We start from the raw sequence: 24,395 nt of genomic DNA, 5'->3' as shown, positions 1-24,395 counted from the left end.
TTACTATAGGGAATATTTAACTATATTTGCTCCACCCAAATTGAATATTTATGAAACAAATCTACTTTATAGCAGTATTGCTATGTATTTCTACGCCCATTTTTTCTCAAATTGTAACAATTCCTGATGCAAATTTTAAACAAGCTCTACTTGATTACCCATTTACAATAGACACCAATGGTGATAATGAAATTCAGGTTTCTGAGGCATTAGCTGTTACTTTTTTATTTCTATCAGATCCTACAGATAGTAACGGGCAGGATGATGATGATATTTTTGATATTACTGGAATCGAAGCGTTTGAAAATTTAGAAAGATTTAGTCTGTATTCTCATCCGATTCAGCAGATTGATGTATCTGGATTTTCAAAATTAGAGATACTGGATTTAGGTCAGGTAGCATTAACCTCTATCGATGTTTCTAATAATCCTAATTTAACAAATTTACGATTAGATGATAATAACATAGATTTTGTGGATGTATCTAATAACCCAGAATTAGTGGAGTTAGATTTACGATATAATGATCTAAAGCAATTAGATGTTTCTCAAAATTTAAAATTGAAAATGCTTTCTGTGGATCGTAATATGCTTACGAGTATTGATGTAACAAATAACCTTGATCTAGAAGAGTTTTATTTTTATGAATCACCAGATATCAATGCTATTGATTTAACAAATAACACAAAACTTACAAAAGTTTCTAGTAGTTATAATCAAATAACGACTATCAATATATCCACTCTAGCTAATTTAGAAAGTTTTATTTTTATTGGTAGTCAGATAGAAAGTATTGACTTTTCGGGGAACCCTGAAATTTCTTTGATTACATTATCTACCAATAGAATGTTATCTTCTGTTAACCTCTTTAGAAATAATAAAGTTGCCAGACTTAACCTTATTGGTACTAAAGTAGAAGAAATAGATGTATCTCACATGTCTGATTTGGTCTATTTTGTGTTTTGGAGTAACGAAGCATTACACACATTAAATATGCAAAACGGTAATAATGAAAACGTAAGTACAGGAAATGGATTTGTACAAGTGCCTCTATTGCAGTTTGCTTGTGTAGATGATGTAGTATATGCAAATGCTAATTTTGTTACGGATGGAATTACCCAATTTGTAGAAATCTGTGAAGAAGTTAATGTGATTTCAGGAACAGTTCGTTATGACACAAATAACGATGATTGTGCCAGTGGTTCTCCAATGTCTAATATGACAATATCTGCTACAATTAATAATAATGTGTATAGTAGTATAACTGATGATAATGGAGCATATACTATTAGTATACCTAAGGAAGGAACTTGTGAAGTTTCTTTATCAAGTGAATTGCCTGAGTCTATGACTAACCCTGCAAATCAAATAGTAAATTTCGCAGGATTTAGAAATACTGAAATGTTAGATTTCTGTATAAACCCAACAGCTATTTCTGATTTGAAAGTGTATTTTATTCCTGTAGCTTCTGCGAGACCAGGTTTTACTACTACTTATTATCTTTATGTTCAGAATAACGGTGATCAAATTGATAATGGTACGGTTGAGTTAGAATTCGATGATCAAAAAGTAGAATTAATATCTACTGTGCAAACTCCATTAGAGCAGACCAATACTTCTGTGAAGTTTAGTTTTAATAATCTTTTACCATTTCGATATACTTCTTTTAGATTACGTATTAGAACATTTCCACCACCAACAGTAAACGGAGACGATTTTCTACTATTTAAAGCAACGGCGATGCCAATAGCAGAAGATAATAGACCATCGGATAATATAAAGATTCTTAACCAGCGTGTGGTGAATTCTTATGATCCTAACGATATCGCTGTTCTGGAAGGACCAGAGATTTTTGAGGAAAATATAGATGATTACCTGAACTATCGTATACGATTTCAAAATACAGGTACAGCCTCTGCAATTAATGTGAATATAGAGAACATATTGGATCCAAATTTAGATTGGAACACTTTTTCTCCAACCGTTTCAAGTCACGATTATAGGATAGAAATTACTGATGGTAATAAGGTTAATTTTATTTTTGATGATATTAACTTACCTGATAGTACTAGCGATGAGGAAGGAAGTAATGGTTTTATATCCTATAGAATAAAACCTAAGTCGACTTCTGTAATTGGAGATGATTTTGATAATAAGGCTGATATTTTCTTTGATTTTAATTTGCCTATTATTACCAATGAAGTAAAAACTACAATCGTAGCGCCCTTATCTGTAGATGATTTTATTAACAGTACTAGTGAGTTTAAAGTATATCCTATTCCGTTTGATAATGAAATTAATGTGCATAATACAACTGCTAAAACAATTGATAAAATAGAGCTGTATGCTATTACAGGTGCTATGTTTTATAATCAGAAAGATGTTTCTCGTAATGAGATCAGTATATCTACGGATCAACTTTCTGCTGGAGTTTACTTTATAAAACTAACCACAGGTAATGATGTGCTAATCCAAAAGGTTATTAAAGAATAATGTATTATTACATAAAACAAAAAGCTGATTCTATTCGAGGATCAGCTTTTTGTTTTACTATGATTATAACGACTATTACTTTGTAGGTTTCAGGATTAAAAAATTATCATCCATCACGTTTCCTGTTAAAATAAAATCATCGAACGGCACAGCAACTGTAGATCCTGACATTGTACTACCATCATCAGTAAATACTTTTTCTACAGAATAATCATTTTTTCCTCGATAGGTGATCTTAAGAATTTCTGAAGGAGAAGTGTCTTCTTTTCCTTTTGCATATGCGGCAAATCTCAATAAATTAGGATGTGCTCCGATCCATAGGTTTCCTTCTTTGTCAATATCTATGTTATCAACGCCTGTACCGCATGGGATATCTTCTATAAACTCTAAAGAACCATCTTCGTTTCTAGAATATACTTTGACTAAAAAACCTCTTGGCGATGCTATATAAATCAAATTCCGTGAAGCGTCATAATTGATTCCATTTGCATATGCAATCCCATTAGCCACTTCTTTATAATTTTGTCCATCATAATACAAGACATTAGAAACAGAAAGACCTAAATATTCTTCTAATACTTTACCAATACCTTTTGTATATCCATGATCATTGGTTACGTAAAAGCGGTTTTCATCTAATAATACCAAATCATTAGGACTGATTAGAGAAGCGTGGGTTAATGTTTTTTGATGGATCAAGGTTTGGTCATTTAGGTTAAAAACCTCTATTGAATGCCCTTCAGGTGTATGATTGATCGCCATTACCGTATAGCTGCTATCTTTTTTGATCATCGAAATTCCGTGAGGAGCAAATGACTTAGTAAACGAAGTAGTTAGGTTAGAGACATTAAAATCAGTGTCGTTTAAGTCCATAAAATATAGTGCTCCTTCTTCTTCCTTAACAGGAGGATAGATTTGTCTGTCTGTGGCAGAAATTAATGCAAAACCATCTGTAGCACTACTCATAATATCCTCTGCTCCTGGAATTGGGATTTTTTTTACGACGCTACCTTCGAATTTGTTTTCTACAGTTCTAAAAAATCCTGTGGATATCAATGTATGTGCTACAAAACCTATGATGACAATGATTAGTAAAAGCATAATTCTTTTTACAATACGTTTCATACTTGTATAATCTTATTGTTTCTTAGTAGTATCAGGAATTGGTGGCGGTCCATCTGGAACAATGGCTTCATACACTTCATCACCTTTACGTTCTTTATATTCTGCTTTTACTTTTTCTAATGCTTCTGGATTTTCATAGAGATCGGTCATCGTCATTGCCATCGCTTTTGATGCATATAACATTCCTTTATGGCCAATACTCATACCGCCACAAGCAACTACTGCCCAAGAATGCCAAGGAGTATCTTTTGGAGCGGTAGTTACTCCTAAATTGATATTAGGAACATTCCAGCTCACATCTCCAACATCGGTAGAACCGCCTCCAGGATTTTCTTTAGTCGCTTCGAGTGGATTGATTGCACTGTCCATTCCGACTTGTTCTTTTTTGGTGATTTCCTGAATTTTTTTAGCGAATGTAATTTCTTCATCGGTATAGGTAATGGGCCCCAGAAGTTCTAGATTACCTTGCATAATTTTACCACCTTCACGATTTACGAGTACCTCATAGATTCCTGAGATCAACGAAATTTTATATTCTACATTTGCCATAATCGCCGCTCCTTCTGCCATTTTCTGAACGCGTTCATATACGGGCATCATACCAGAACGTTTCGTATCTCGAACTCGCATCCATAATCTCGAGTAATCAGGAACGACATTTACTACTTGTCCGCCATCCTGAATGTGATAATGCATACGAACGGTAGGTTTTACGTGCTCTCTGTAATAATTAATTCCAGTTGTATATAATTCTAAGGCATCAGAGGCGCTTCTACCGTTCCAAGGATCTGCAGCAGCGTGTGCAGCTTGTCCAAAAAACTCAACTTTAAAATCAACCAATGCCAAAGAACTTTGCACATCTGCTTTGGTAGAGGCAGATGGATGCCAGCTTATATTAGCATCGACATCATTCCAGAGCCCTTCTCTCACCATCCATATCTTACCAAAGTATTTTTCTTCACTTGGGGTACCAAAAAACTTAACGGTTCCTTTAATTTTTCCACTTTCGATTAATTCTTTTACGGCAATAGCAGCGCCTAAACTTCCTGCGCCAAAAAGATTATGTCCACAACCGTGTCCTGCAGCGCCTTCTGTTAGTGCAGCTTTTGTGGGTTGTGCTTTTTGCGAAATTCCTGGTAATGCATCAAACTCTCCTAACACACTAATTACTGGTTTTCCAGATCCATAAGTAGCAACAAATGCAGTAGGCATTCCTGCAACACCACGCGTTACAGTAAATCCTTGCTTTTCGGCATAATCAGCTAGTAATTTTGAAGATTGATTTTCTTCAAAAGCAGTTTCTGCAAGTGCCCAAATCTGATCACTTAGGTTGATAAGTTCTTTTTGATGTTTCTCTACAGAGGCAATGATTGCCTGTTTACTCTTGGATAGTTTCTGTTGACCATACAAGGGAATGATCATAACAGAACAAACCAATATGCGAATACAATTATTTAATTTCATGATAGCCTTATTTGTTGTGTTACATTAAGATGATTAGCATAAAAATACTGCTTTTTATGTGGATAGAAAGATTTTATAACATACTTCTACAGCTTTGATGGGATGATATTTTATCTCAGGTTTATATGAGTTACGGTACAACCACATGGCCTTCATTACGTTTACTAATTGAATTCTTACGAATACTCATTTGTTAACATTTCTTAACGTTAATTACAATAGTTTTAACCTGTCGATCAGTAATACATTGTATATAAAATTGTTTTTAAATCTAACATAAGTTTCACTTTATAAAATCGATTTTAAAAATGAAAATTAAAAGTTCTTTTAACGTTTTAGCACTTTCTGTAGTAATGGTATTTGCATCTTGTCAAGATGGAACTAAGAAAAACAGCAAGGAATTAAAGAATGATAAACTTATCGCCCAAGCTAATGTTCTAGCAAAAGAAAAAAAAGTACCTACAATTAATGAAGTAATATCGTATGATATTGGGTTTACTAAATTGCACAAGATGGTACAATCTTCTGGCTTAGAGAATATGTTAAATGGTACCAAACCATATACCATATTTGCACCGTTAAACGGAGCTTTTGAAAGATTACCAAAAGGAGCTTATGAAAAATTATTAGCCTCTGAGAACAAAGATGAACTTGCCGCCATTATGAGTTGTCACATCATTCCCGGTTTGATTAACGAGCAGGATATTATCAAAGCCATAAATGAAAGAGGAGGTAGTGTAAAGTTAAAGACACTAGGTGGTACACGTTTGATTGCTAGTCGTAAAAGAGGTAAAATATACTTAATCGATAAAAACGGAAATTCTGGTAGATTAATGAAAACAGATATAGAAACTACCAACGGTATGATCCATACCTTAGAATCTGTAATGCTACCAAAGAAATAAGAATATCATTTATATCAAATGGTATAATGTGTTTGTTTAAAAACGAAAAAACCTCATAAGAGATAGACTTGTGAGGTTTTTTTAATGGATTATATCCAGCGACTATGAAATATTTATAACATAGTTTCTAACATTGTCTTGATTTCTTTAAAAGGCATAAAGTCGTTTTTTTGAACGATCGTATTGGATATGTAGACTACGGTTCCATTCTTATCCAGAAATATTATTTTCATGTGATTATTATTCTGAATACGGGTATTAATGAAGTACTCCATTTCTGGAATATATTGAAATGCAAGTTCGTTCTTTTTTACAATTTTTATAGTTTGTTTTTTAGAATAAGGTGTATAACCGATAAAATCAACTTGTTTATTGAAAAGCTTATATAGGTCACGAACTCCTTCGTATATTTTTGGGAAATAATCATGATAATTTTGCCTAAGTCCAGATTCTATGATAATGATCCTTGGTTTTTGATCAATCGTAATGTTTTTATTTTTTTTAACCTTAGATGGTCTAATATGATTATCGTCTGGGAATTTATGGCCTATAAGAACATGACTTAAGTCATTGATGTGATGATCAATCCAAGCATTAATAATTAAAGGATTTTGATTTGACTCATGATGAAAACTAAAAAAATTGACATAATTGATCAAAGAATCATTACGAATCATTTTTTTATGAATGTATAAACCTAATGTATTTTCAGGAGCTAACTTCTTTCGAACTCGTTGCCAATTCCATTCCTGTATAATAGTTTGCGCCGTGTAGGTAGAATCTTGGAATACGTAATACTCGTTTGGCTTAATATAATTTTTTATACGAGCTTGTCTTATATTTTCTTGCACATTTTTTACAACTGGAGGGATGCTTTCTTGAGAAAAAGTCTCTTTTGTAGTAATAAGAGTAATAATAAGTATGATGTAATATAGCTTCATAAATGTTTAATTATCATTGGCAATTGTTTTTATGAGATCCACAAACTTATTTCCCTTGAGTTTGCTATATTCTCCATACTCTCCATAATAAATCATAAACCTACCATCTGGTTTTACCATCAAAAAAATACTAAATTGAACTTCATAAGCAAAAAATAATTGTTCAAGTATTTTGTTTTTATCTTCTAACCAGTTGATCTTGTTTGTGCGATAATAATCTATATCGTAGTTTTCAGGAGAGTATATCCAATAATGTTGTCCGTTTGTTATTTTTTTTAATTTTTTTGCGTGGTATGGGGTTAGAATTCTCCAACTGGATTTTCTATCAGTTTCACTTCTTTTCTTTTTAGATTGTGCAGAAAGATAATCTATCACAATAGTTTTAGTGGTGTCTACTTTTTTGCCGCTAATATTAGTAAGATGTTGTGTAAATATTGAATAATCTTCTTTTTGTAATTGCCCATGATGTTCTCTTGGTATCAAAAATCCCATCAAGATAGGACCATCAGTAAAAAACAGAGATATATTTTTTAGTTCTCGAGCTAAAGCGTAAAATTGTTCAGGGCTTACTTCTTGTCCAATAGTATCAAAAAATATTCGAGTTTCTTTTTCTTTTTGAGACTGGCATAACGATGAATACAAGATGCATATTATTACTACTAGATATCTCATATATTATTTTGGTTATAATACTTAGGGTTTTTATTACTGTTTTTTATGATTTGATTTTATCCTTTTCCAATACTTTGGATCTACAGTTTTCCAATATACTTCATAAAACTTCCTTTTATAAGATTTATTCGTTTTTATCAGATTAGAAAAATATGCTATTAACTTGGTTTTGTAATTGGAATCGCCAGATAATAAATCATTATTTTTTTTGTCAAATACTAGTATGGAAGCATAGATACTTTTAAAGCTTTCTAATCCTGTAGTAGCTACGGTAAATTCTGTTGTATCATTATCAAAAAGTTTTACCTGTTCCCAAACCAACGTAGGATGCGATCCTTTCGTAGGGTAAATTTCATGATTCCATTTGCCGAAAACATCATACATAACTTTTGCAGTAAGTAAAGCAGTATGTACACATTCGTATTTTACTTCATTTAAATAGATGGTATCCTTATCAATTATGGATACAAAGGTATCTTCTTTAATGTTTGCGTAATTATTAGTTAGTATTGATTTACATTTTCTTTCAATCAATTCTTTTTTCTGTGCATTAATCGACACTAAACTAATAACACTTATAAAGATTAAAACGATGTAGTTGTCGTTAAGTTTCACGTACTGATAATTTTTCTAGTATTATTGATACTGACCTATACATTATAAGTATAACTTTTATTTCTGTAATATAAGTAGGTGTTTTGAATTACCGCTTTGTTACCCTAAGAATTATTTTTTTTTGAAATATTGAAAAGAGATTGGTGTCTGTAATGCTGCCAAAGAAATAAGAATATCATTTATATCAAATGGTATAAATGTGTTTTTTTAATGGATTTTATTGTAAATTAATTCGTTCTCTCCAATTAAGTTCTGAAGGTAACTCTTTGTTGCTAAATTCAAGATGTATAACTCTTCTTCTTTGAGTATTGGTAGTGCGATTAGAGCTGTGTAAAAGCAATGGTTTCATTAGCATTACGCCTCCTTTTGGAACATTACAGGTAATTTCTTTTTCATCATTCTAATTAATGGTTTCAGGTCTATAAATTCCTTTGGAATGAGAGGCAGGAATCACTTTTAAAGCACCATTCTTGGAATTAGTATCATCCAGATGTATACGAACTGTATATATGTTTTGTAAAATATCCAAAGGCGGTTGCACTCCAAATTGATCTTTCTTTACAGTCCAATTATTATATCCATCAATCATTACCTTATTATCTACAGAAATTGATAGATCCTGGTGATACGATACAAACCAGTTAGAATTTGAAGGTTTATCAAAGTATAAGGATTTAACTAAGAAAAAATCTGCTCCAAAAAGTTCATGAATTAATCGCTTTAGTGCATCATTCAGTACCATATGTTGAATTTCTGGAACCGCTATTAAAAATTGACGAATAGCAAAAAGGTCTTTGGTCTTTCTGAAATTGGTGTCATTTGTATTTAGAGACTCCAAAATCTTAACAAGTTCGTTGACTTCTTTGATAGAATATATATTGACAAGAGTTGTGAATCCTTGTTTTGTAAGCGTTGATGCGTGAGATGAATATGTGCTCATATTGTATGTTACTTATTTCTATGTATTTGCAGTAACCCAAAATCAAAAGGTGTCCAGAGACACGCTTTGATGTCACTCTGTTTAAAACCTGTATTCACCCAGGTATTGCAGGTGTTAAAGCAATGGTAGTTTCCCTTAGCTTCGTAAAAATTATCGGTAGTGCCATATGTGATTCCAGGAAGTAGGGATTTGTTGTTTTTAATATCTTTCTTAAAAGAATCATCGATATAGGTCTGTAATTTAATTAGTTGTGCTGCTGTTATTTTGATTTCTATCCAATGATTTTGTAGTGCAGTATATCGGGTAATATGCATTAAACTAGGTGTTTTTAACAAAGCAGCTTGAAATCTATTGACTGTATTAAAATGTAGTGAAGTAGCAGCTTTGGTATAATAGGTTTTTTCGCCCCATCCAAATGAAACATATTGCTCGTGCTTATTATAGACTAAGCCTTGTAACAGTGTTGTAGATATGTCAGTCTTGGGAATAATAATTTCTAAATGAATACCATTAGATGCCAAATAAATACTTTGATCCTTTACTTCGTTAGTTGCTTTTGGAGAAATAGCAATATAGGAACAAAGTGTAGCCACAGTAAAATAAAGCACTGGTATGATTAAGAGTGCAGCGAGATATTTTAGTGTCTTTTTGATGATTTGCATACTGCTAGTTACAAAAATCCCCTTTCATATAACACCGATCTAGTATTTATTATATGTGCAGTACTGCATTATACTTGCGATGGTGTGACTAGTTCAAATCCTTTTTCATTAATTCAGCGTATTGATCAATCTGCTTATTCTCATTTGGCCACTTTTTTAACTCTGTATACCATTTGTTAAAATTATCCTTGTCTTTCTGTATATAATAGAACTGCATGATATTGAAACAATTCTCAGCTTGGTAAGGGTCTTTTTTAATAGTCTTTATTGAATTGTAAAATTGAGTGGTCGCTTTTTCGATGTTATCGGTTTTAGTCACACTAAATATATACTCCTTATTTACGTATGCATTTGAAGGGTTCGTTTTTATTTCATATTCTAGAATTTCTATGGCTTTATAATAATCTTCTAAACAATTATATGAAAAGGCAATCTCTACGGCTAACCCTTCAAATTCAGGATCCAGATCTTTGGCTTTCAATAGAAATGAAAGTGCTTTTTCACATTCATTCCATCCATTATACATAAATCCCCATTTGTATTGTCGTTTAGCTGTATTTATATCTGTTTTATAAAGTTTTAGCCATTCAGGTATTTTTTTGATTTGTAAATCTTTAAATAATTTTTCTGGGATTATTGCAACCTTTACATTATTAGGTTCAAGCCTTACTTTGATATTTGCACCTTCCATTTTACTAATTTCGAAAGAGCCATCATTTTTAGGCTTAAAAGTCCCTTCACTATTTAATGTTAAACCAGCTTGATCATCAATATAAATAAACCCATATTGGTGAGAACCGTCTTCATCTACTTTAAAAGCAACCCATTTGTCTTCGCATTCTACAAAACGTTTGTCAAAATTTAGGTTTACTTGCGCTTGAACACTAAAGGATAATACAGTGAAGAAGATAATTATTCTATTCATAAGTTCTAGTTATAGGATATTTTAGCGTCTTTTTGATGATTTGCATACTGCTAGTTACAAAAAAACATAGCATACATTACACTATCTTTAATTGTTATTCATTTAATTCTTTATAAAATTCAGACTTTATTATAGTGTTTTTTAATTTGGATTTCACTTTTTCAGAATCAGTATCAAAAGTAAAATTCCAGCTAGGAACTTCAATTTCGATATCAAAATATTTTATATAATATCTGATCCATTCGTCACCATTTTGTGTAATAGCTTTTGTATACACATGTTGCATTGCTTTTTCAAAATTACGTTGTAACACTGCTGGTTCGTAGTTTTTTTTAAGAATTTCAATAGATAAATGTATGATATCTAAATTGCTGGCTAAACCATTTTCATCTAATACATGCGGTAGCACATAGCTTAATGCTTTTTTAGTCTCTCCTAATCCATTGTATATTCTTGCATATTGTCCAGCACTGTACATTTCATCGGCAGCAAAGGCGTTTCCGCAAAAATGCTGTAAAGGATGTTTTTTATTTATTTCTTTATACTGTATTGCTTTTTTAAAGTCTCCTTTAGCGATATAAATATTTGTTAGCCTATTACTCGCTTCGTTTTTGAAATTAGAATATGGATTAGACATTAAACCGCTACGGCCACTATGTTCTCTATCATTGGCATTACTTTCTAGGATCATAGTAAGATATGTTATCTCTTTTTCTTCATCGCCTAGTAATGCACTAATATGAGATAGATTATAGAGTGACTTATGATAAAGATTAGAATTAGGGTAGTTGTTTACTACTTCTTTAAATTGTTCGTAGGCATAGTCTAATATGTTTTCTTTTGTTGAGGTAAGTGTTTTATGTTTTATTTTTCCTTCGGATGTTGTAGTATCACTATTTTTTATTTCATAGTTCATACTTGTTTCATCAATAACTTCAAAAATGGTAACACCTTTATTAAAAAGTTCCTTATCCAGTTCTTTGATTTGATCAGAAGAAATACTTTTTGAGGACTTACAAGATGCTAGTGATATAAGAATGGCACAGATTAGGAGGTAAGATCTTTTCATTTTGTTTTTAATTATTGGTTTCTCAAAATTATAACCCCAAGAAGTGATTAAAAAACTATAATGAGTAAACGGTTCCTTTCAATGAGTTAACATCATTTAATAACGTATTTCTTATATCTTAAAGGATTATTTTGTGCCTATGCTTCTTCAATTGTCTGATATGAATTGTTACCAACATAGAAGAAAAGCATGCTAACAAATATTCTTTGATCGTTGTTCTATTTTAATTTTTCAGTGGAATCGATATTCCTACTGCTACTGCTCCAGCAAACTGTTCTACAGTATTCTGAAAATAATAGGTGAAGGCAATATCATAATTGTGTTTTGGTCCTAATTCCAGTCCAAAAGAAAAAGGAATGTGCATAATTAATCCACTATCATTTATATTGGTAAAAGGTGTAACGGTTTCAAACGAACCAATTGATGCTCCAATTCCAAATTCTAAATAAGGTGCTACCCAAGGAATAGGTGCCTTAATTCTAGTTTTTCCACCAATTAGAAAAGCTCTTGTAGTAGATTCGTATTCTGGTGCATTCTGCTCATTCTCGTCAGTTTTAGTGAGTATTAAACCTGCGTAAGATCTAATATCAATCCATTTTGTGATAGTAAGTACATATTCTCCTTGGAGATAAAACCCAGAACCAATTATATCAACATCGTCGTATGGTGAACTTATACCATAACCGATAGAAGCATCAATAGATTTTTCTTTTATTAGTTGAGCTTTAACTTGTGTCAAAGTTAAAATAGTCAAAAGTATTACAAGGTATTTCTTCATAGTGTATTACAATGTTAAACATAAGTGTCATTGTAAGCCAAAATGTTACCCTATTTTTTTGATTATTTACCAGTAATTTGCTTTTAGAGGTCTTTCTAACGATCTCAATGCTTAGATAAATACGATATGTTGATGTCGCGAATCTTGGTAATTATATTTTAAAAATTTGAAGTCGCTTAATCCAGAAGATTTCTGATTCGAAAAACTGAAGTCTGGTTTTTATGACTCGATCTGTTTTATCTCTAGAAGGTTTTGTTATAAATCGTGCCCTGGAATTACTAAAATCTAAGGTGTGTTTCTGGTCTATGTCTTTTTCCTTATCTGTACTAAAAGAAACAATTTTGCCATCTACTTTCCAGAGACCTTTACCATATTTATGGACAATTGGAGGAATTCCTGCTTGTACGTTTGTATACGAGTGAAATGTAAATGTTCCATCCTGATGTAAATTTAATTTATATTCAATATAGTGTTCTTGGTTACCAAGCTCACGAAAGTATTCACCCGATATTTGATTGGATTGCGCAAATGAGGTTAGCGTACTGATTAGAAATATAATTATAAAGGTGTTTTTCATAGCATTGTTTTCTTTTTTGCAGTGTAATCGTACTTAGCTTTGGATGATTACTTCGTTTAGTATTCTTTTTCGAAATAATTCCATACTTCATCACCAAGTTTATCTCCATATTCTGAATTGGTAAAAAGTACATACCCCCAATCTTTTTTGGTATCCAAAAGATACGAACAGGTAAATCCAGCATTATTTCCTCCGTGAAAATAAGTATTGCTATAATCTCCATCTGCAGTCAGAAAACCCAATGTATAATAGACATGTATACCTGTAGGAGATGTAGTTATTTTTGAATGATGTTTTAATAATTGACTGTAACTATTTGCGGATAAAATTTTGTCATTCATAACTCCGATCATCCATTTAGAGAAATCTAACGACTCTGTATGAATGGATGAAGGTGCAACAAATGTACCTTTATCTTTTTTGTACCAATAGTCATTTTGCCAATCAATCCATTCTTGCTGGTTGTTATATGGTTCTGCTTTATTTTTAAAAGTGTAAGCAGTAGGAATGAACACGGTATGTTCCATATTCAATGGTTTTGCTACCTTGTCCTGAAAAATGGCTTCTAGACCACTCCAATCAGTGCGTTCTATATGTTTTAGAACTGTAGCAAGATATTGATATCCTTCTCCAGAATATTCATAATCTGTGCCTGGTTCAAATTTAATTTTAAGTTTTTTATCCTCTTCGTTTTCTCTCCAATTTGGAAATCCTGACCTATGACTTAAGACCATTCTGGCTGTTATTTTTTTATACCTTTCGTCATGAGATATATCTGGATAAGGAAGGTATTTGTACAATGGTGTATCCAGATCTAATTTGCCTTCTTCTACAAATAACATTACAAAAAATGCAAATACTGATTTTGATATGGAGGCTCCTTCAAACATGGTTTTGTTGGTTACTGGCAATTTTTTTTCAAGGTTTGCATATCCAAATGTCTTATGATATACTACTTTACTATCGTTTATAACTGCAATAGAAAGGCCAGGAATTTTAAGAGAGTCCATTCTTGATGTAATAAAGGTATCTATAGCGTCAATTGAAACATCAAATCCTGCAAGGTTTTTAATTTTGTTTTGCGAATAGCAACTCGTTACCGTAATTGCTACTAATAAAGAAACCAATAGTTTCTGTACATTTTCTTTCATTGACTGTTTGTTTTTTAAACCTATGTTCATGTGTAGTATAAGTAGTAAGGTTTGTGCATATCTAGTTATAATTTGCTATACAATACTAGCAGTATTTATTTAATATTAGATTTTAATGCGTGCATTTCATCTGCTAGCTCTCGTTTCATTACAAGATAGTTTTTTAGTGTTATAGTTCCTTTTTGCTTATCCTCCTTTAGAACGATTAATGCTTTATTGATTTCATGAATGCGTTTTTCTTGTTCGGTTGGTGATTGATACGCTGAGTTAAACTCTTCCTCTTCCTCATATCCATCGTACACTTCCTTCCAAAATTCATTATTTACATCAAAATTCTTTTTAAATTCTTTTCTAATATCGTCATTACTTGTTTCTAAATCTTTAAGCAGTTTAATTTTATTAGAAAAGTCACTTATATTTTCAGCAACTTTTATCGCAGTCCACTTTCCTGCTCCATGCCAGGCAAAATAAACTGGAAAATTCTTATTCATTTCCGTGATATCAATAAAGAAAGGATCATTGGCATAGGCAGAGCATATTACATACCATGCTTCTTTAAAATCACCCTCTTTAGTTCCTGTTTCTTTTTCACCACTTACACCATTTACTTTGTAACCGATTTGAAAATCCTCGAATGAATCTAATTCAGGATAGAAATGAGGTAAACAATAATTTTCTAATTCGACTCCTTTACTTATAAATTCTTGTATTTCTTTGGGTAGCTTCATATTATTTCGACACGTATCAGTTATTGTTTAATATATTCTTCTTAGAAGAATAACATATTAATCATTTTTTTTAAACCAATAGTTACTATCACCTGATGTTTCGGCTAAATATTTAAAACCTTCTATTTTCTTATCCTTTATGGAAAACTCAATTTTTGTAGATGAGAACGCTGGTAATGAGAATGTAATCCAAAAGTTGTTATCACCGATATAATCTAATTTTCCTTGTAGGTTATGCTGATGTTGAGACAGGATTAATTGTAACTGGTTGTTTGATTCAACAATAGACATATTGCCATATAGCGGGTTAGAATATGTTCCGATAAATTTTTTTCGATCTGATAGTTTTTGAGAATTATCTTTTATCAAAACGTCTATTTTCTTTATCTCTGCGAGATTTTCTTTTTCTTCGGTAGTGTAGTCAATCAAGTAATCTTTACTGAAATTTTGAAAACCCTCTTCCATTAAAGCATAATGTAGCTCATCGATCAGTGCTTCACTAAAATTATGAGAACGCGAATTTGTCAATACAATGACGCCGTATTGTTCTTCTGGAATTATCATAAGATAGGATTTAGTACCATCAGTTCCTCCATCATGTACGTATGTCAATGTATCAAATTCGTCAAAAATATTCCATCCCATTCCACTGAATAAAAACCGAAGTTGATTTCTGTTATCTTTTTTTGTTCTGTATCCTTTTAACTGATATGGTTTTCGTATTCTTTTCTTTACAGAAACAGGAAGAATCCCTTTATCATTGATAAACTCAATGATCCATTTACTTATATCTGTAGATGTCGATACGATGGAACCCGCAGGTCCCATATTCTCGATCTTTTCTTCTTCGATTGATAGTATCTTTGATTTGTGTTTCAGATGAGGTGAGGCCAAGTTTACTCTACTTGATACAGGAATATTGGAAACAGAGGTGTAACTATTGCTCATTTTTAGAGGAGTAAAAAAATCGGTTGCTACAGTTTCTGCCCAATCCTTACCAGTTGCGTTTAAAAATATCTCATTTAAGAGTACATAGGAGATGTTATTGTAAATAAATTTTCGCCTTACTTCTGTCTCTGGTTTTATGTGAGGAAGTATTCTCATTAAGTCCGAACCATCCAAATGAGTTTTCCAAAATAGGAAATCTCCTTTATGACTTCCTAAACCTGTTCTTCCTGTAAGAATATCTTCTATTATTATCGTATCATTTTCATCTTTTAGACTAAACTCAGGAAGCCATTTTTTTATTGGGTCATTTAGTGATAAGGAATCCTTTTCAGCAACAATTACTGTAGAAGCACAAGTAATTGCTTTAGTCAAAGAACCAATCGTAAACAGTGTGTTTGAATCGATAGGAGCGTGTTTGTGAATACTTTTGTGTCCGTAGCCTTTATTGAAAATAAGTTTTCCGTCTTTTACGATCCCAATTGCAAGACCAGGAATCTTCCATTCAGTAATTCCTTTTTCTATATAATTATCCAGAGAGTCATTGATAAAAGTATGTAGCCTACTTTTTTGTGAAAAACAAATGATAGGGAGAAACAGAATAAATATTAATTTGACGATTTTCATAATAGCTTTATTACTGTTAACATCTTGTATTAGAAACATAGGGTAGGTGATACGCTATACGTTTCTTGTTGGTGCTAAGTCAAATATAGAAATTTTACATTTGGCGTGCTTCTTAAAAAATGAGATGGATACGTAATTACGTATAGCCAATGTAGTGTCTTATCTAATTTTATGACCAGTAAATTATCGCTATTATTTTTTTAATTCTTCTGACAGCTGAATGATTTCTCTACAAATAATTTCGGCGTTCTTTTTCTTTGTGAAAATAGTCTGATGGTTCCCGTCTATTAAAATTTGTTTTCCTTGAGTCGAAAGGGTTGTAAACTCTTTCTGGCCTTCTATTAATTCCTGTAAGTGCTTTTCTGGATCAATGCCTCTTTCTTCATAAGAAGCTCTATTTATTTCTATTGCCGTGAATACTCTAATAGGTATTGCGCCAAATTCATTAGCTTTCTGTGCTCGTTTTAATCCAGTGTGGTAATTTTTCATTTCTACTGTATATGCTCTCAAGCGTTTTCCATCCAATAGCACATCGCGCATACGACTATTGATTTCATCTGGTAAACCTTCTCCAGCAAATATTGGTTCGGTAAAACTTTCTAATAAACCTATGGCACCTACATCTGCGAAAAATGTTGCTACGTTCAATCCCCAAATCACTGATTTATACCTAAAAGAAGATTTTGGGGCAGCATTAAACCGTTCAACCTGTTCAGGATGCGTGGAGTCTATAAAAACCAAAGCAGCTACTTCATCTGGGTAAAGTTGTGTAAATACACGTATGTAAGGTCCGCCTAATGAATGACCAGCCAAAATATAAGGTGGTGATTCTCCTGTCTTTTCTAAAAGTGTATGTAATTCTTTTGCAATGGTTTCCAGATCACGTGGTGAATCACTTAATTCACTATATCCAACACCTGCACGGTCATAACGCACAACACGCAAGCTGTCTTTAAGACCTTCGCTCAACCAATGATAATATTCGGTTGATAATCCGCCACCTCCTTCAATAACAAGCGTTGGTTTGTTGTTTTTCTTTCCCGTAGAATTAACATGAAACTTAACACCATCGATATCCACAAGTGCTCCGATAGGCTTATGTGGTTCAGGACCAAATAAACGAAAAACCAAACCTGCTAGAATGATTAGAACTATTAATAATCCAAAGGAGAGAAAGATTCTTTTAAAAATTTTCTTTATAAGTTTCATTATAATTATTAAGTGTTAAAGACAAACAACGATTTTTGATATGAATCGTAGCGTGGATAAAATTAGTAAACTTTTGATGAAGCACTTAGTCAAAACGTATGATTTGTGTTATCTGTTGCTTTATAAAGCAAATCAAAAAGATGTAGCCGTCTTGATTATATTCATTTATATACGATCAGCTCAATCCTATATTTTCCATAAACAGGTTTTAACGAAGTAGATTCTTCATAATATAGATGCGCCTCAAACTCACCTTCTATTTTATAAGTATTAACATGTTCATCTGATGAATCTAACAAAGTAATACTCTTTAAAATGTGATAGTTTTTTTGTTGGAAATCTTCAGAACTATGATACGACCACTCTTCACTATCTAAAGTTCGCCATGAAGTGTTTTCTTTGTAGATATATGTGCTTAGTTGGAAAATGAGATTACTGTCAAAATTAGAACTTGGAAACCCAACAAAACTGGTAGTTTCGCTTCTAAATGGTAAAACAATATTTTGAATTTGACTTTCCCTTATAGGTAACCAAAAATAGAAAGATGATGAAAAACCTGCTGATTCACCATATCCAAATTCTCCAAAACCTACCCTTGAATTAGGACCACTTATAAGACTATGTATGGAAGAAGGTTCGATTTGTTCTCTAGTGTCAACATAAATCCTGTCCCAATATTCATACGCTTTCGTACCATCAAATTCATAATAGAAATAATCTTTACCAAGGAAATCATTACCTAACAAAGGAGCCTCTGTTTCATCATAGTCGCTACAACTAACAAGAAGCAAACAAATTTTAAGCAGTAGTATAGGTTTTCGGTATTTCTGAAATGTGTGTAAATTCATAAAGGTTTAATCTATTTTACTTTAAATGCTCAGTTTTTTGGTTAAATATACATCCTAAAGATTAGAACTTCATTCAAATGTGTTTTCTTTTTGAATTCTCAGCGCGCTAATTTTGAGATAGGATACAAGGTTTACTGTGTATGTCGGATCTGCGTTAAATGTTACCTTGTTTTTTAATTTTTTTCAACGGAGGTTTCCCAACCATCGTAATCGCCTTGATATGAAATTGCCAATTTTCTTAATGAAGAAGTTATGCTGTAAATTGAATCCAGGTCAACATTGTCTATTCTATAAAATTGTACAGCATAAGGTTTAGCTTCGCTCTCTTTTTTTGTTGAATCCTGAACCTTGAATCCCAGTTTTTTGATTTCTTTTTTGAAGGATTCCATGTTGGATTTATCATCAAAATATGTCCAATGATCAACTCGTCGAGCTTTACTCAGATTATCTCCAGCCTTTATTAATGCTTCAACAACATTTTGATCTCCAAGATATTCAAGAATCTCTTCGTTAGGATAAAGAAATTCTCTATAATAACTCCAGCTTTTGTCTTCCTTAAGGTTTATATAATATTCATTATTTGGATAATTTGCATTATAGAATTCTTTAAGTTTATGTTCAATTCCTTTATTTGTTTTGATGTAAAAGTATTCCAGGCGTTCAAAATTAAACATGAAGGAACCAACAAACATATTTTTAGAGTTTTCATTGATGAGTTCTGCTAGTTGATCTCCGAGTTTATGTAAGAGTGTAAAGGTTTCGTCTTCAGGGAATCCATCGGCTCTTTTACTTTCGTATTTGATTCCTGTTACCAAAATATATGGATACTCAGCAATAGGAGTTTGATCCACAATATCCATTCTCACTGTGGTTGATCCTGGTTTATTTTCTTCGTATGCAGCAATGTAAGATTCCCAGTTTTCGACTTCTTTCTGTCCAAAAGTATGTAAGCTACAAACAATAACAAAAATAAGAAGTATGTGTGTTTTTTTCATGCTAAGTAGTAAGTATGGTGTACAACGTTTTATGTGTATGTCGTATCTGTGCAAAATGTTACCATGTTTTTTGATTTTTCTTGGATTGGTTAATAAACGTTCCATGTAAGGTATGATTCCGTTACGTATTGCGAATTCGTTTGGAGATTTAGTATTAACCTACAAAAATGTATGGTTAATACAATGCTTATATTTTTCGTTTGAATTGCTTGTGATATTCCTTGTGTGTTGCGTTTACCTGTCGAAGGCGGCATATGCAATATACAAATTGTTGTATGCTCTTTTAATTTATTGTAATCTCTCTTATTCTATCTGATAAAAATTGATCTATATAATTTGAATTCCAATTGTTGTAATTATCCAATATTTGAATAATATCCTTGTCCGATAAAGGGATAATTAATCCTCTGTCATCGCGATAAGTATCCTGACATCGCTTTATAAATAAATCAAACTTATCTATTGTTCTACATAAAAGAAATCCTACTTTACCACGGTTAGGAGAAAAACGACCACTTAACTGGTCTAATTCAGGATTAACTGGGTCAGATGAATAATTTTTACACTCCATCATGATATATTGGCATGGTATTCCCATATTATTTGATAATCTATGGAATATACCTGTCTCGCTAGCGTTGTCAAAATTTATATCAATTCGTTTCCTTCCATCATGAATTTCTCTTTCGAGGTCTGGATATATTAAGTGTGGGTAAAATATTAGTTCAATAATTCCTGTAATAGTTCTATGATAATCTGTTGCAGATGCTGTTCCTGGAGGAATTGAAGTTAATTTTGTTTTCAATGAACCAATTAACGCTGGTATATCTAATTCTGTCAGTTCTTTATTCGTTAAAGAGCTTGTAGAAGTTTGTCCTTTAAATTGTTGTAAAACTAGTGGGTTCCTGTTTGTAAAGTCTGCTAAGAAATCTTTTGAAAATGGGTATTTTTCCTTTAAGTCTTTTTTTGTAACAAAAGGAGTACCATCTTTTCTTTTTTGTATCAAAGCAGAATTAAGCCGTAGATGCTCATTTTGCATGAAATTCAATACAAAATGCTGATAGTATTTATTAGGAACGTAATCTTTACAATAAGAAACGACACCTTTAGGTACTAGTAATATTTTTTTTCCATTGGCTATTAAGCTATCCACCATTTTTTGTTCCCATTGGGCACTTTGTCTATTCCAATAGAATTCACTTGGCATATTTGCTGTCAGGACAATGCCATGAAGTTTGCATTGTTTTTGAGTGTATTCGATTAAATGACTTCTGATTATATTGGTAGTCATATCAGATAGTTTATCCTTGCCAAATCCTTCTATAAAAAGAATGTTATCCTCTAAGTCTTCGATCAACCCTGTTTGCATTGCTTGACTGCTTGCGATACTTTTAAAAATATCATCTGTATCTGTAGCTCCGACTCCTCGACCTCTTGGAGTACCAACTGACATACCTAAGCACGTTGAATTTGGCTCATGTAAATAGTCAAATAATTTTTTTGCTTCGTCGATTTGATTGTTTCGAAGAAGGTTTAATACAGTCTGGAAAAAACTCCTAATTGTTTTTGTTGCTTCAATAGACCATTTGTCATTTCGTAAACCAAGGAAAAACGGATCTAAAAAAAGAGCAGTGTCTTCTTGTATATCAATATCTATAAAATCGAGTTCTGCTTGACTCTTATGAAGATTAAAAATATTACTTATTTTCATAGGCCTTTAATTGCATGCAACAACTCGTATAAGAAACGTAGGGCAAGTGATAAGCGATACGTTCTGGATTGGTGCTAAGCCAAATATAAATATTTTGCTTTTATCTTTTTGCTTATAAATACCAAATTTTACATTTGGCGGACTTAGTATAAAGCTATAAACTTTAGATTAAGCACCAAAATCCGTATTAACTATATATTGTTAGCAGCAGTTTTTATTCATTTGTTAGTTCTTCGATTGAATTTACTCCTAGCTGCATTAAACATTCTTTTTTGTGATTTTCAATATCTACTAATTCAAAACTATCTTGATTTCCATCTAATTGAATTATGGCATCGTTTCCAACTACAGTATGATCTTTTAGTTTGTAAATAGAGCATTCTCCAGCAACATAAAGGCCTAATTTTTCAGTAGCTTGAGGAGTGATCGCAATGTTAAAGCCTTTTCCTCCAACTCTTACACTCGGATAAATAATTCCGTCTACTCGATTTTTTATAGCCATTTCTGAAAAAATCGCAGAAATCATATAGTCATAATCTTCATTTATATCTTCTTTGGCAAATTCGTCCGCTAAAAAGGTTTGAAATTCTAGTGACCTATCAACTATTTCTTTTGGAACACCTTCAATAAATTTATAATAAGCATTTACTAATTCTTCAGTATAACTACTTTCTTTTAAATAGGTGTCTTTATGAATAATCGCTATTAAATCAATATCTTCTTTTACATACCATCTCCCGAACGATATTTTTTGATAACCTGATTTTGTTTTATCTCTTAGTATAGGAATTGTTTCTGCAACACCAATTATTCTCGTATTGTCTAATTCTCCTTGTTCTATTTTTTCAGGAACTGAAGTTGCATAAAACATCGTTTGGTTAGGTGTACTAGCTCTTTGGTAAGTCTTATTATATTCTTGTGGTTTAAATGAGAAATCTGATTTTTTGGAGAACCTTTCTCCATTGTAATTTGGTCTTGCTCTCATAACTGATTTTCCTCTATGAAATGTCACAAGTATGAAACCCATCTTACCAACTTTTTTAATTAGATTTTCAATTTCTTCTTTGGGGTATTTTGATAAGTCTAACTCCTTAAGTTTTTTTATAATATCCTTTACTTTCATGTTTTTTTTGCAATAGCTGCTAACGGTTAATATAACAAGCGTAGCATACCGACAGGCTGCTATGATTTGTTATACAGTGTTGTACAATTTTTAACTATTTAATATTCTTTTAGTTTGTCTTACTAAGTTAACATATAGTTCCTCCTTTTCATCATAATCCATTTTTAGTACAGACTTACTTGGTGGATTCATCGCTTGATATTGGTTTAACTCAGGAAATTCTTCGAAAAGGCATGGTTTAAGAATAACTATCAAAATTACAGCACCTTCTTCTTCTGCTGCCTTTAAAAGAGGTGGCAGTTCATCTGTTGCTATAAATTCAGAGCCTAAAAAATCAGTACTAACTAATAGTATAGCCACTTTTGTTTCGTTAATAGCTTTTTTTATCTCTTCTTTCCATTTTTGTCCAGGTTGTATTTTTGTATCATCCCAAAAATCTATATGACTTAAAAATGGTTTAAAATGTCTTTGAATATCATTGAGATATTCTTTGTCTAAATGGCTATAGCTGATAAATACTTTTGTTCTTGATTTACCTTCTTTAGTTTCATGTTTTTGATGAGCAATTTTTGGAAAAGTATCAATTTCTTGTCTAATATAAAAGAGTAGTTTTTCTGCTGTATTCTCGTAAGAACATGTTGGACTAGCTTTACCGCCATGAGCACTATCTCTATGTTTTTTTAAATTATCAGTAATTTTCAATTGTATTTCATCCAAGAATACAGCTTTGTTTTCGGGAGTATAAAAATCGTGTAATCGATATTTTAAATCTTTGAAATCATCAATTGGCTGAGTGTTTCCAGAGTTTTTAATTTTCCATTGATAAAATTCTTCAGCTTCTTTTCTTATAATTTTCTCGTCTTCGGTCATGGTTTTAAGCAGGTTTACTGTTTGAATCAATTTTATTTACATAAAGAATAAAACATACGAATATGTTAGTTACAATTTTTTCTTCGATTTTATAGATTTTCCAGAATTCAGAACTGTTTTTTTGTTGTAAAATATCTCCCACTTGGACATCTATTTTCTCAGGAAACTGAAACATTACTACTGAAGAATCTTCTTTTTTATGATTTTTCATTCCTTTAACTTCATAAGAGCTTGAATTATCACAATTAAAATCCTTATGAATTATTATTTGACCTCCAAAAGTATCTAGGAGTTTAAAAAATCCTTTTCTAAATTCTTTTCCTGCATTAATCATAATCTAATTTTACATAGTGTTGTATACTGTTTTATTTATCTTCATTTTTATCAACCTCATTCAGCATTTCAGAAATTGTGACCTTATGAGCTATATCTGACGCTATTTCGATTAAGTCGTCAGTGTTTAAAAGAAAGGACTTTAATGTATCAACATCCCTTTGTATTATAGAACGCATAAAACGCCCTAGAAAAAAACTATTTACGCTAGGATATTTAAAAGTTGCGTATATAGTTCCCGCATTTCTACCTCTTCCTGCTACGGTCATTTTTAAACAAGCCTTAGTACCATATATTTTTACTCCTTTATTATCTCCTACTACATTAACTTGGTTGTCATATATAAACATAAATGGTCTAGGAGCCACAACACATTTCCATCCGCAATCTTTAACATTCCCAGGTTGATCACTCGTGCAGCTATGACCTTTAGAAACAGTTATTTTGACAACTTTATAGTCATTAACTCGTATTTTAAAGAATCTATTAGTTAGTTTATGTATCTCATCAAAGAATAATTCATATCTCTCATCAACAGAAAGATCTGTTCGTTGAGCAACTTCTAATAGTATTAAATCCCTTTTTAATTTGTACTCATCAAAATAAGATGGAAGGGGCTTCAAGTCAATGTTCGATGTGTTTGCTATTGGTTGATTCATTCTGTTTACTTTTAATAGTATACAACATACA

Annotated in this window: 24 protein-coding genes; 2 read left to right on the top strand and 22 right to left on the bottom strand. The window is 31.9% G+C overall.

Annotated features, from left to right (window positions below; translation table 11 throughout):
- The first annotated feature begins 50 nt into the window (after nucleotides 1–50).
- The gene (locus QBK95_RS04230) at nucleotides 51–2,492 is read left to right on the top strand and encodes a DUF7619 domain-containing protein (protein ID WP_280930903.1); all 2,442 of its coding nucleotides are present in this window, start codon (nucleotides 51–53) and stop codon (nucleotides 2,490–2,492) included.
- 75 nt (nucleotides 2,493–2,567) lie between these two features.
- On the opposite strand, the gene QBK95_RS04225 is transcribed toward QBK95_RS04230, so the two are convergent.
- Nucleotides 2,568–3,617 carry a strictosidine synthase family protein gene (locus QBK95_RS04225; protein ID WP_280930901.1) on the bottom strand — a complete coding sequence of 350 codons (1,050 nt, stop codon included), beginning with the start codon at nucleotides 3,615–3,617 and terminating at the stop codon, nucleotides 2,568–2,570.
- Nucleotides 3,618–3,629: 12 nt separating this feature from the next.
- Entirely contained in the window at nucleotides 3,630–5,039 is a 1,410-nt protein-coding gene (locus tag QBK95_RS04220; RefSeq protein WP_280931071.1) for an amidohydrolase, read from the bottom strand.
- A 350-nt stretch (nucleotides 5,040–5,389) separates the two neighbouring features.
- On the opposite strand from QBK95_RS04220, the gene QBK95_RS04215 reads away from it, so the two are divergent.
- A complete protein-coding gene (locus QBK95_RS04215; protein ID WP_280930900.1) occupies nucleotides 5,390–5,986 on the top strand; it encodes a fasciclin domain-containing protein in 597 nt (198 codons plus the stop codon).
- Between the two features lie 113 nt (nucleotides 5,987–6,099).
- Here the strand turns inward: QBK95_RS04215 and QBK95_RS04210 are convergent, their stop codons facing one another.
- The 20 genes from QBK95_RS04210 to QBK95_RS04115 all read right to left on the bottom strand — a co-directional run bounded on the left by QBK95_RS04210 (nucleotide 6,100) and on the right by QBK95_RS04115 (nucleotide 24,364).
- Nucleotides 6,100–6,927 (bottom strand): hypothetical protein, encoded by an 828-nt coding sequence (locus tag QBK95_RS04210; protein ID WP_280930897.1) that lies wholly within the window; start codon nucleotides 6,925–6,927, stop codon nucleotides 6,100–6,102.
- 6 nt (nucleotides 6,928–6,933) lie between these two features.
- Nucleotides 6,934–7,599: a hypothetical protein gene (locus tag QBK95_RS04205; RefSeq protein ID WP_280930895.1), complete on the bottom strand. Its 666-nt coding sequence runs from the start codon at nucleotides 7,597–7,599 to the stop codon at nucleotides 6,934–6,936.
- A 33-nt stretch (nucleotides 7,600–7,632) separates the two neighbouring features.
- Nucleotides 7,633–8,214 (bottom strand): hypothetical protein, encoded by a 582-nt coding sequence (locus tag QBK95_RS04200; RefSeq protein WP_280930893.1) that lies wholly within the window; start codon nucleotides 8,212–8,214, stop codon nucleotides 7,633–7,635.
- Between the two features lie 400 nt (nucleotides 8,215–8,614).
- The gene (locus tag QBK95_RS04195; RefSeq protein WP_348637319.1) at nucleotides 8,615–9,154 is read right to left on the bottom strand and encodes a phytanoyl-CoA dioxygenase family protein; all 540 of its coding nucleotides are present in this window, start codon (nucleotides 9,152–9,154) and stop codon (nucleotides 8,615–8,617) included.
- Nucleotides 9,155–9,162: 8 nt separating this feature from the next.
- Nucleotides 9,163–9,816 carry a DUF2459 domain-containing protein gene (locus QBK95_RS04190; RefSeq protein ID WP_280930892.1) on the bottom strand — a complete coding sequence of 218 codons (654 nt, stop codon included), beginning with the start codon at nucleotides 9,814–9,816 and terminating at the stop codon, nucleotides 9,163–9,165.
- 88 nt (nucleotides 9,817–9,904) lie between these two features.
- Nucleotides 9,905–10,741 (bottom strand): tetratricopeptide repeat protein, encoded by an 837-nt coding sequence (locus tag QBK95_RS04185; protein ID WP_280930890.1) that lies wholly within the window; start codon nucleotides 10,739–10,741, stop codon nucleotides 9,905–9,907.
- Nucleotides 10,742–10,835: 94 nt separating this feature from the next.
- A complete protein-coding gene (locus tag QBK95_RS04180; RefSeq protein ID WP_280930888.1) occupies nucleotides 10,836–11,810 on the bottom strand; it encodes a tetratricopeptide repeat protein in 975 nt (324 codons plus the stop codon).
- A 223-nt stretch (nucleotides 11,811–12,033) separates the two neighbouring features.
- Nucleotides 12,034–12,588 carry a hypothetical protein gene (locus QBK95_RS04175; protein ID WP_280930886.1) on the bottom strand — a complete coding sequence of 185 codons (555 nt, stop codon included), beginning with the start codon at nucleotides 12,586–12,588 and terminating at the stop codon, nucleotides 12,034–12,036.
- A 151-nt stretch (nucleotides 12,589–12,739) separates the two neighbouring features.
- Nucleotides 12,740–13,165 carry a hypothetical protein gene (locus QBK95_RS04170; RefSeq protein ID WP_280930884.1) on the bottom strand — a complete coding sequence of 142 codons (426 nt, stop codon included), beginning with the start codon at nucleotides 13,163–13,165 and terminating at the stop codon, nucleotides 12,740–12,742.
- Between the two features lie 56 nt (nucleotides 13,166–13,221).
- Nucleotides 13,222–14,316 carry a serine hydrolase domain-containing protein gene (locus QBK95_RS04165; RefSeq protein ID WP_280930882.1) on the bottom strand — a complete coding sequence of 365 codons (1,095 nt, stop codon included), beginning with the start codon at nucleotides 14,314–14,316 and terminating at the stop codon, nucleotides 13,222–13,224.
- 95 nt (nucleotides 14,317–14,411) lie between these two features.
- Nucleotides 14,412–15,044 (bottom strand): SMI1/KNR4 family protein, encoded by a 633-nt coding sequence (locus QBK95_RS04160; protein WP_280930880.1) that lies wholly within the window; start codon nucleotides 15,042–15,044, stop codon nucleotides 14,412–14,414.
- A gap of 57 nt (nucleotides 15,045–15,101) precedes the next feature.
- Complete coding sequence (locus QBK95_RS04155) at nucleotides 15,102–16,616, bottom strand: serine hydrolase domain-containing protein (RefSeq protein WP_280930878.1); 1,515 nt, start codon at nucleotides 16,614–16,616, stop codon at nucleotides 15,102–15,104.
- A 192-nt stretch (nucleotides 16,617–16,808) separates the two neighbouring features.
- Complete coding sequence (locus QBK95_RS04150; protein WP_280930876.1) at nucleotides 16,809–17,825, bottom strand: alpha/beta fold hydrolase; 1,017 nt, start codon at nucleotides 17,823–17,825, stop codon at nucleotides 16,809–16,811.
- A 161-nt stretch (nucleotides 17,826–17,986) separates the two neighbouring features.
- Nucleotides 17,987–18,673, bottom strand: coding sequence for a hypothetical protein (locus QBK95_RS04145; protein ID WP_280930875.1), 687 nt, complete (start codon nucleotides 18,671–18,673; stop codon nucleotides 17,987–17,989).
- A gap of 173 nt (nucleotides 18,674–18,846) precedes the next feature.
- Entirely contained in the window at nucleotides 18,847–19,668 is an 822-nt protein-coding gene (locus tag QBK95_RS04140) for a DUF695 domain-containing protein (protein WP_280930873.1), read from the bottom strand.
- A 283-nt stretch (nucleotides 19,669–19,951) separates the two neighbouring features.
- Nucleotides 19,952–21,379 (bottom strand): DUF8370 family protein, encoded by a 1,428-nt coding sequence (locus QBK95_RS04135; RefSeq protein WP_280930871.1) that lies wholly within the window; start codon nucleotides 21,377–21,379, stop codon nucleotides 19,952–19,954.
- A gap of 214 nt (nucleotides 21,380–21,593) precedes the next feature.
- A complete protein-coding gene (locus QBK95_RS04130) occupies nucleotides 21,594–22,502 on the bottom strand; it encodes an RES family NAD+ phosphorylase (RefSeq protein ID WP_280930869.1) in 909 nt (302 codons plus the stop codon).
- Nucleotides 22,503–22,592: 90 nt separating this feature from the next.
- Nucleotides 22,593–23,372 carry a toll/interleukin-1 receptor domain-containing protein gene (locus QBK95_RS04125; RefSeq protein WP_280930868.1) on the bottom strand — a complete coding sequence of 260 codons (780 nt, stop codon included), beginning with the start codon at nucleotides 23,370–23,372 and terminating at the stop codon, nucleotides 22,593–22,595.
- A gap of 4 nt (nucleotides 23,373–23,376) precedes the next feature.
- The gene (locus tag QBK95_RS04120) at nucleotides 23,377–23,706 is read right to left on the bottom strand and encodes a hypothetical protein (protein ID WP_280930866.1); all 330 of its coding nucleotides are present in this window, start codon (nucleotides 23,704–23,706) and stop codon (nucleotides 23,377–23,379) included.
- A gap of 31 nt (nucleotides 23,707–23,737) precedes the next feature.
- On the bottom strand, nucleotides 23,738–24,364 hold the full coding sequence (locus QBK95_RS04115; RefSeq protein WP_280930864.1) for a hypothetical protein: 627 nt from the start codon (nucleotides 24,362–24,364) through the stop codon (nucleotides 23,738–23,740).
- Nucleotides 24,365–24,395 lie beyond the last annotated feature (31 nt).

The sequence above is a fragment of the Aquimarina mycalae genome (assembly GCF_029906345.1).
Taxonomy (GTDB): domain Bacteria; phylum Bacteroidota; class Bacteroidia; order Flavobacteriales; family Flavobacteriaceae; genus Aquimarina.
This window is presented reverse-complemented; position numbering and strand designations above follow the sequence as displayed.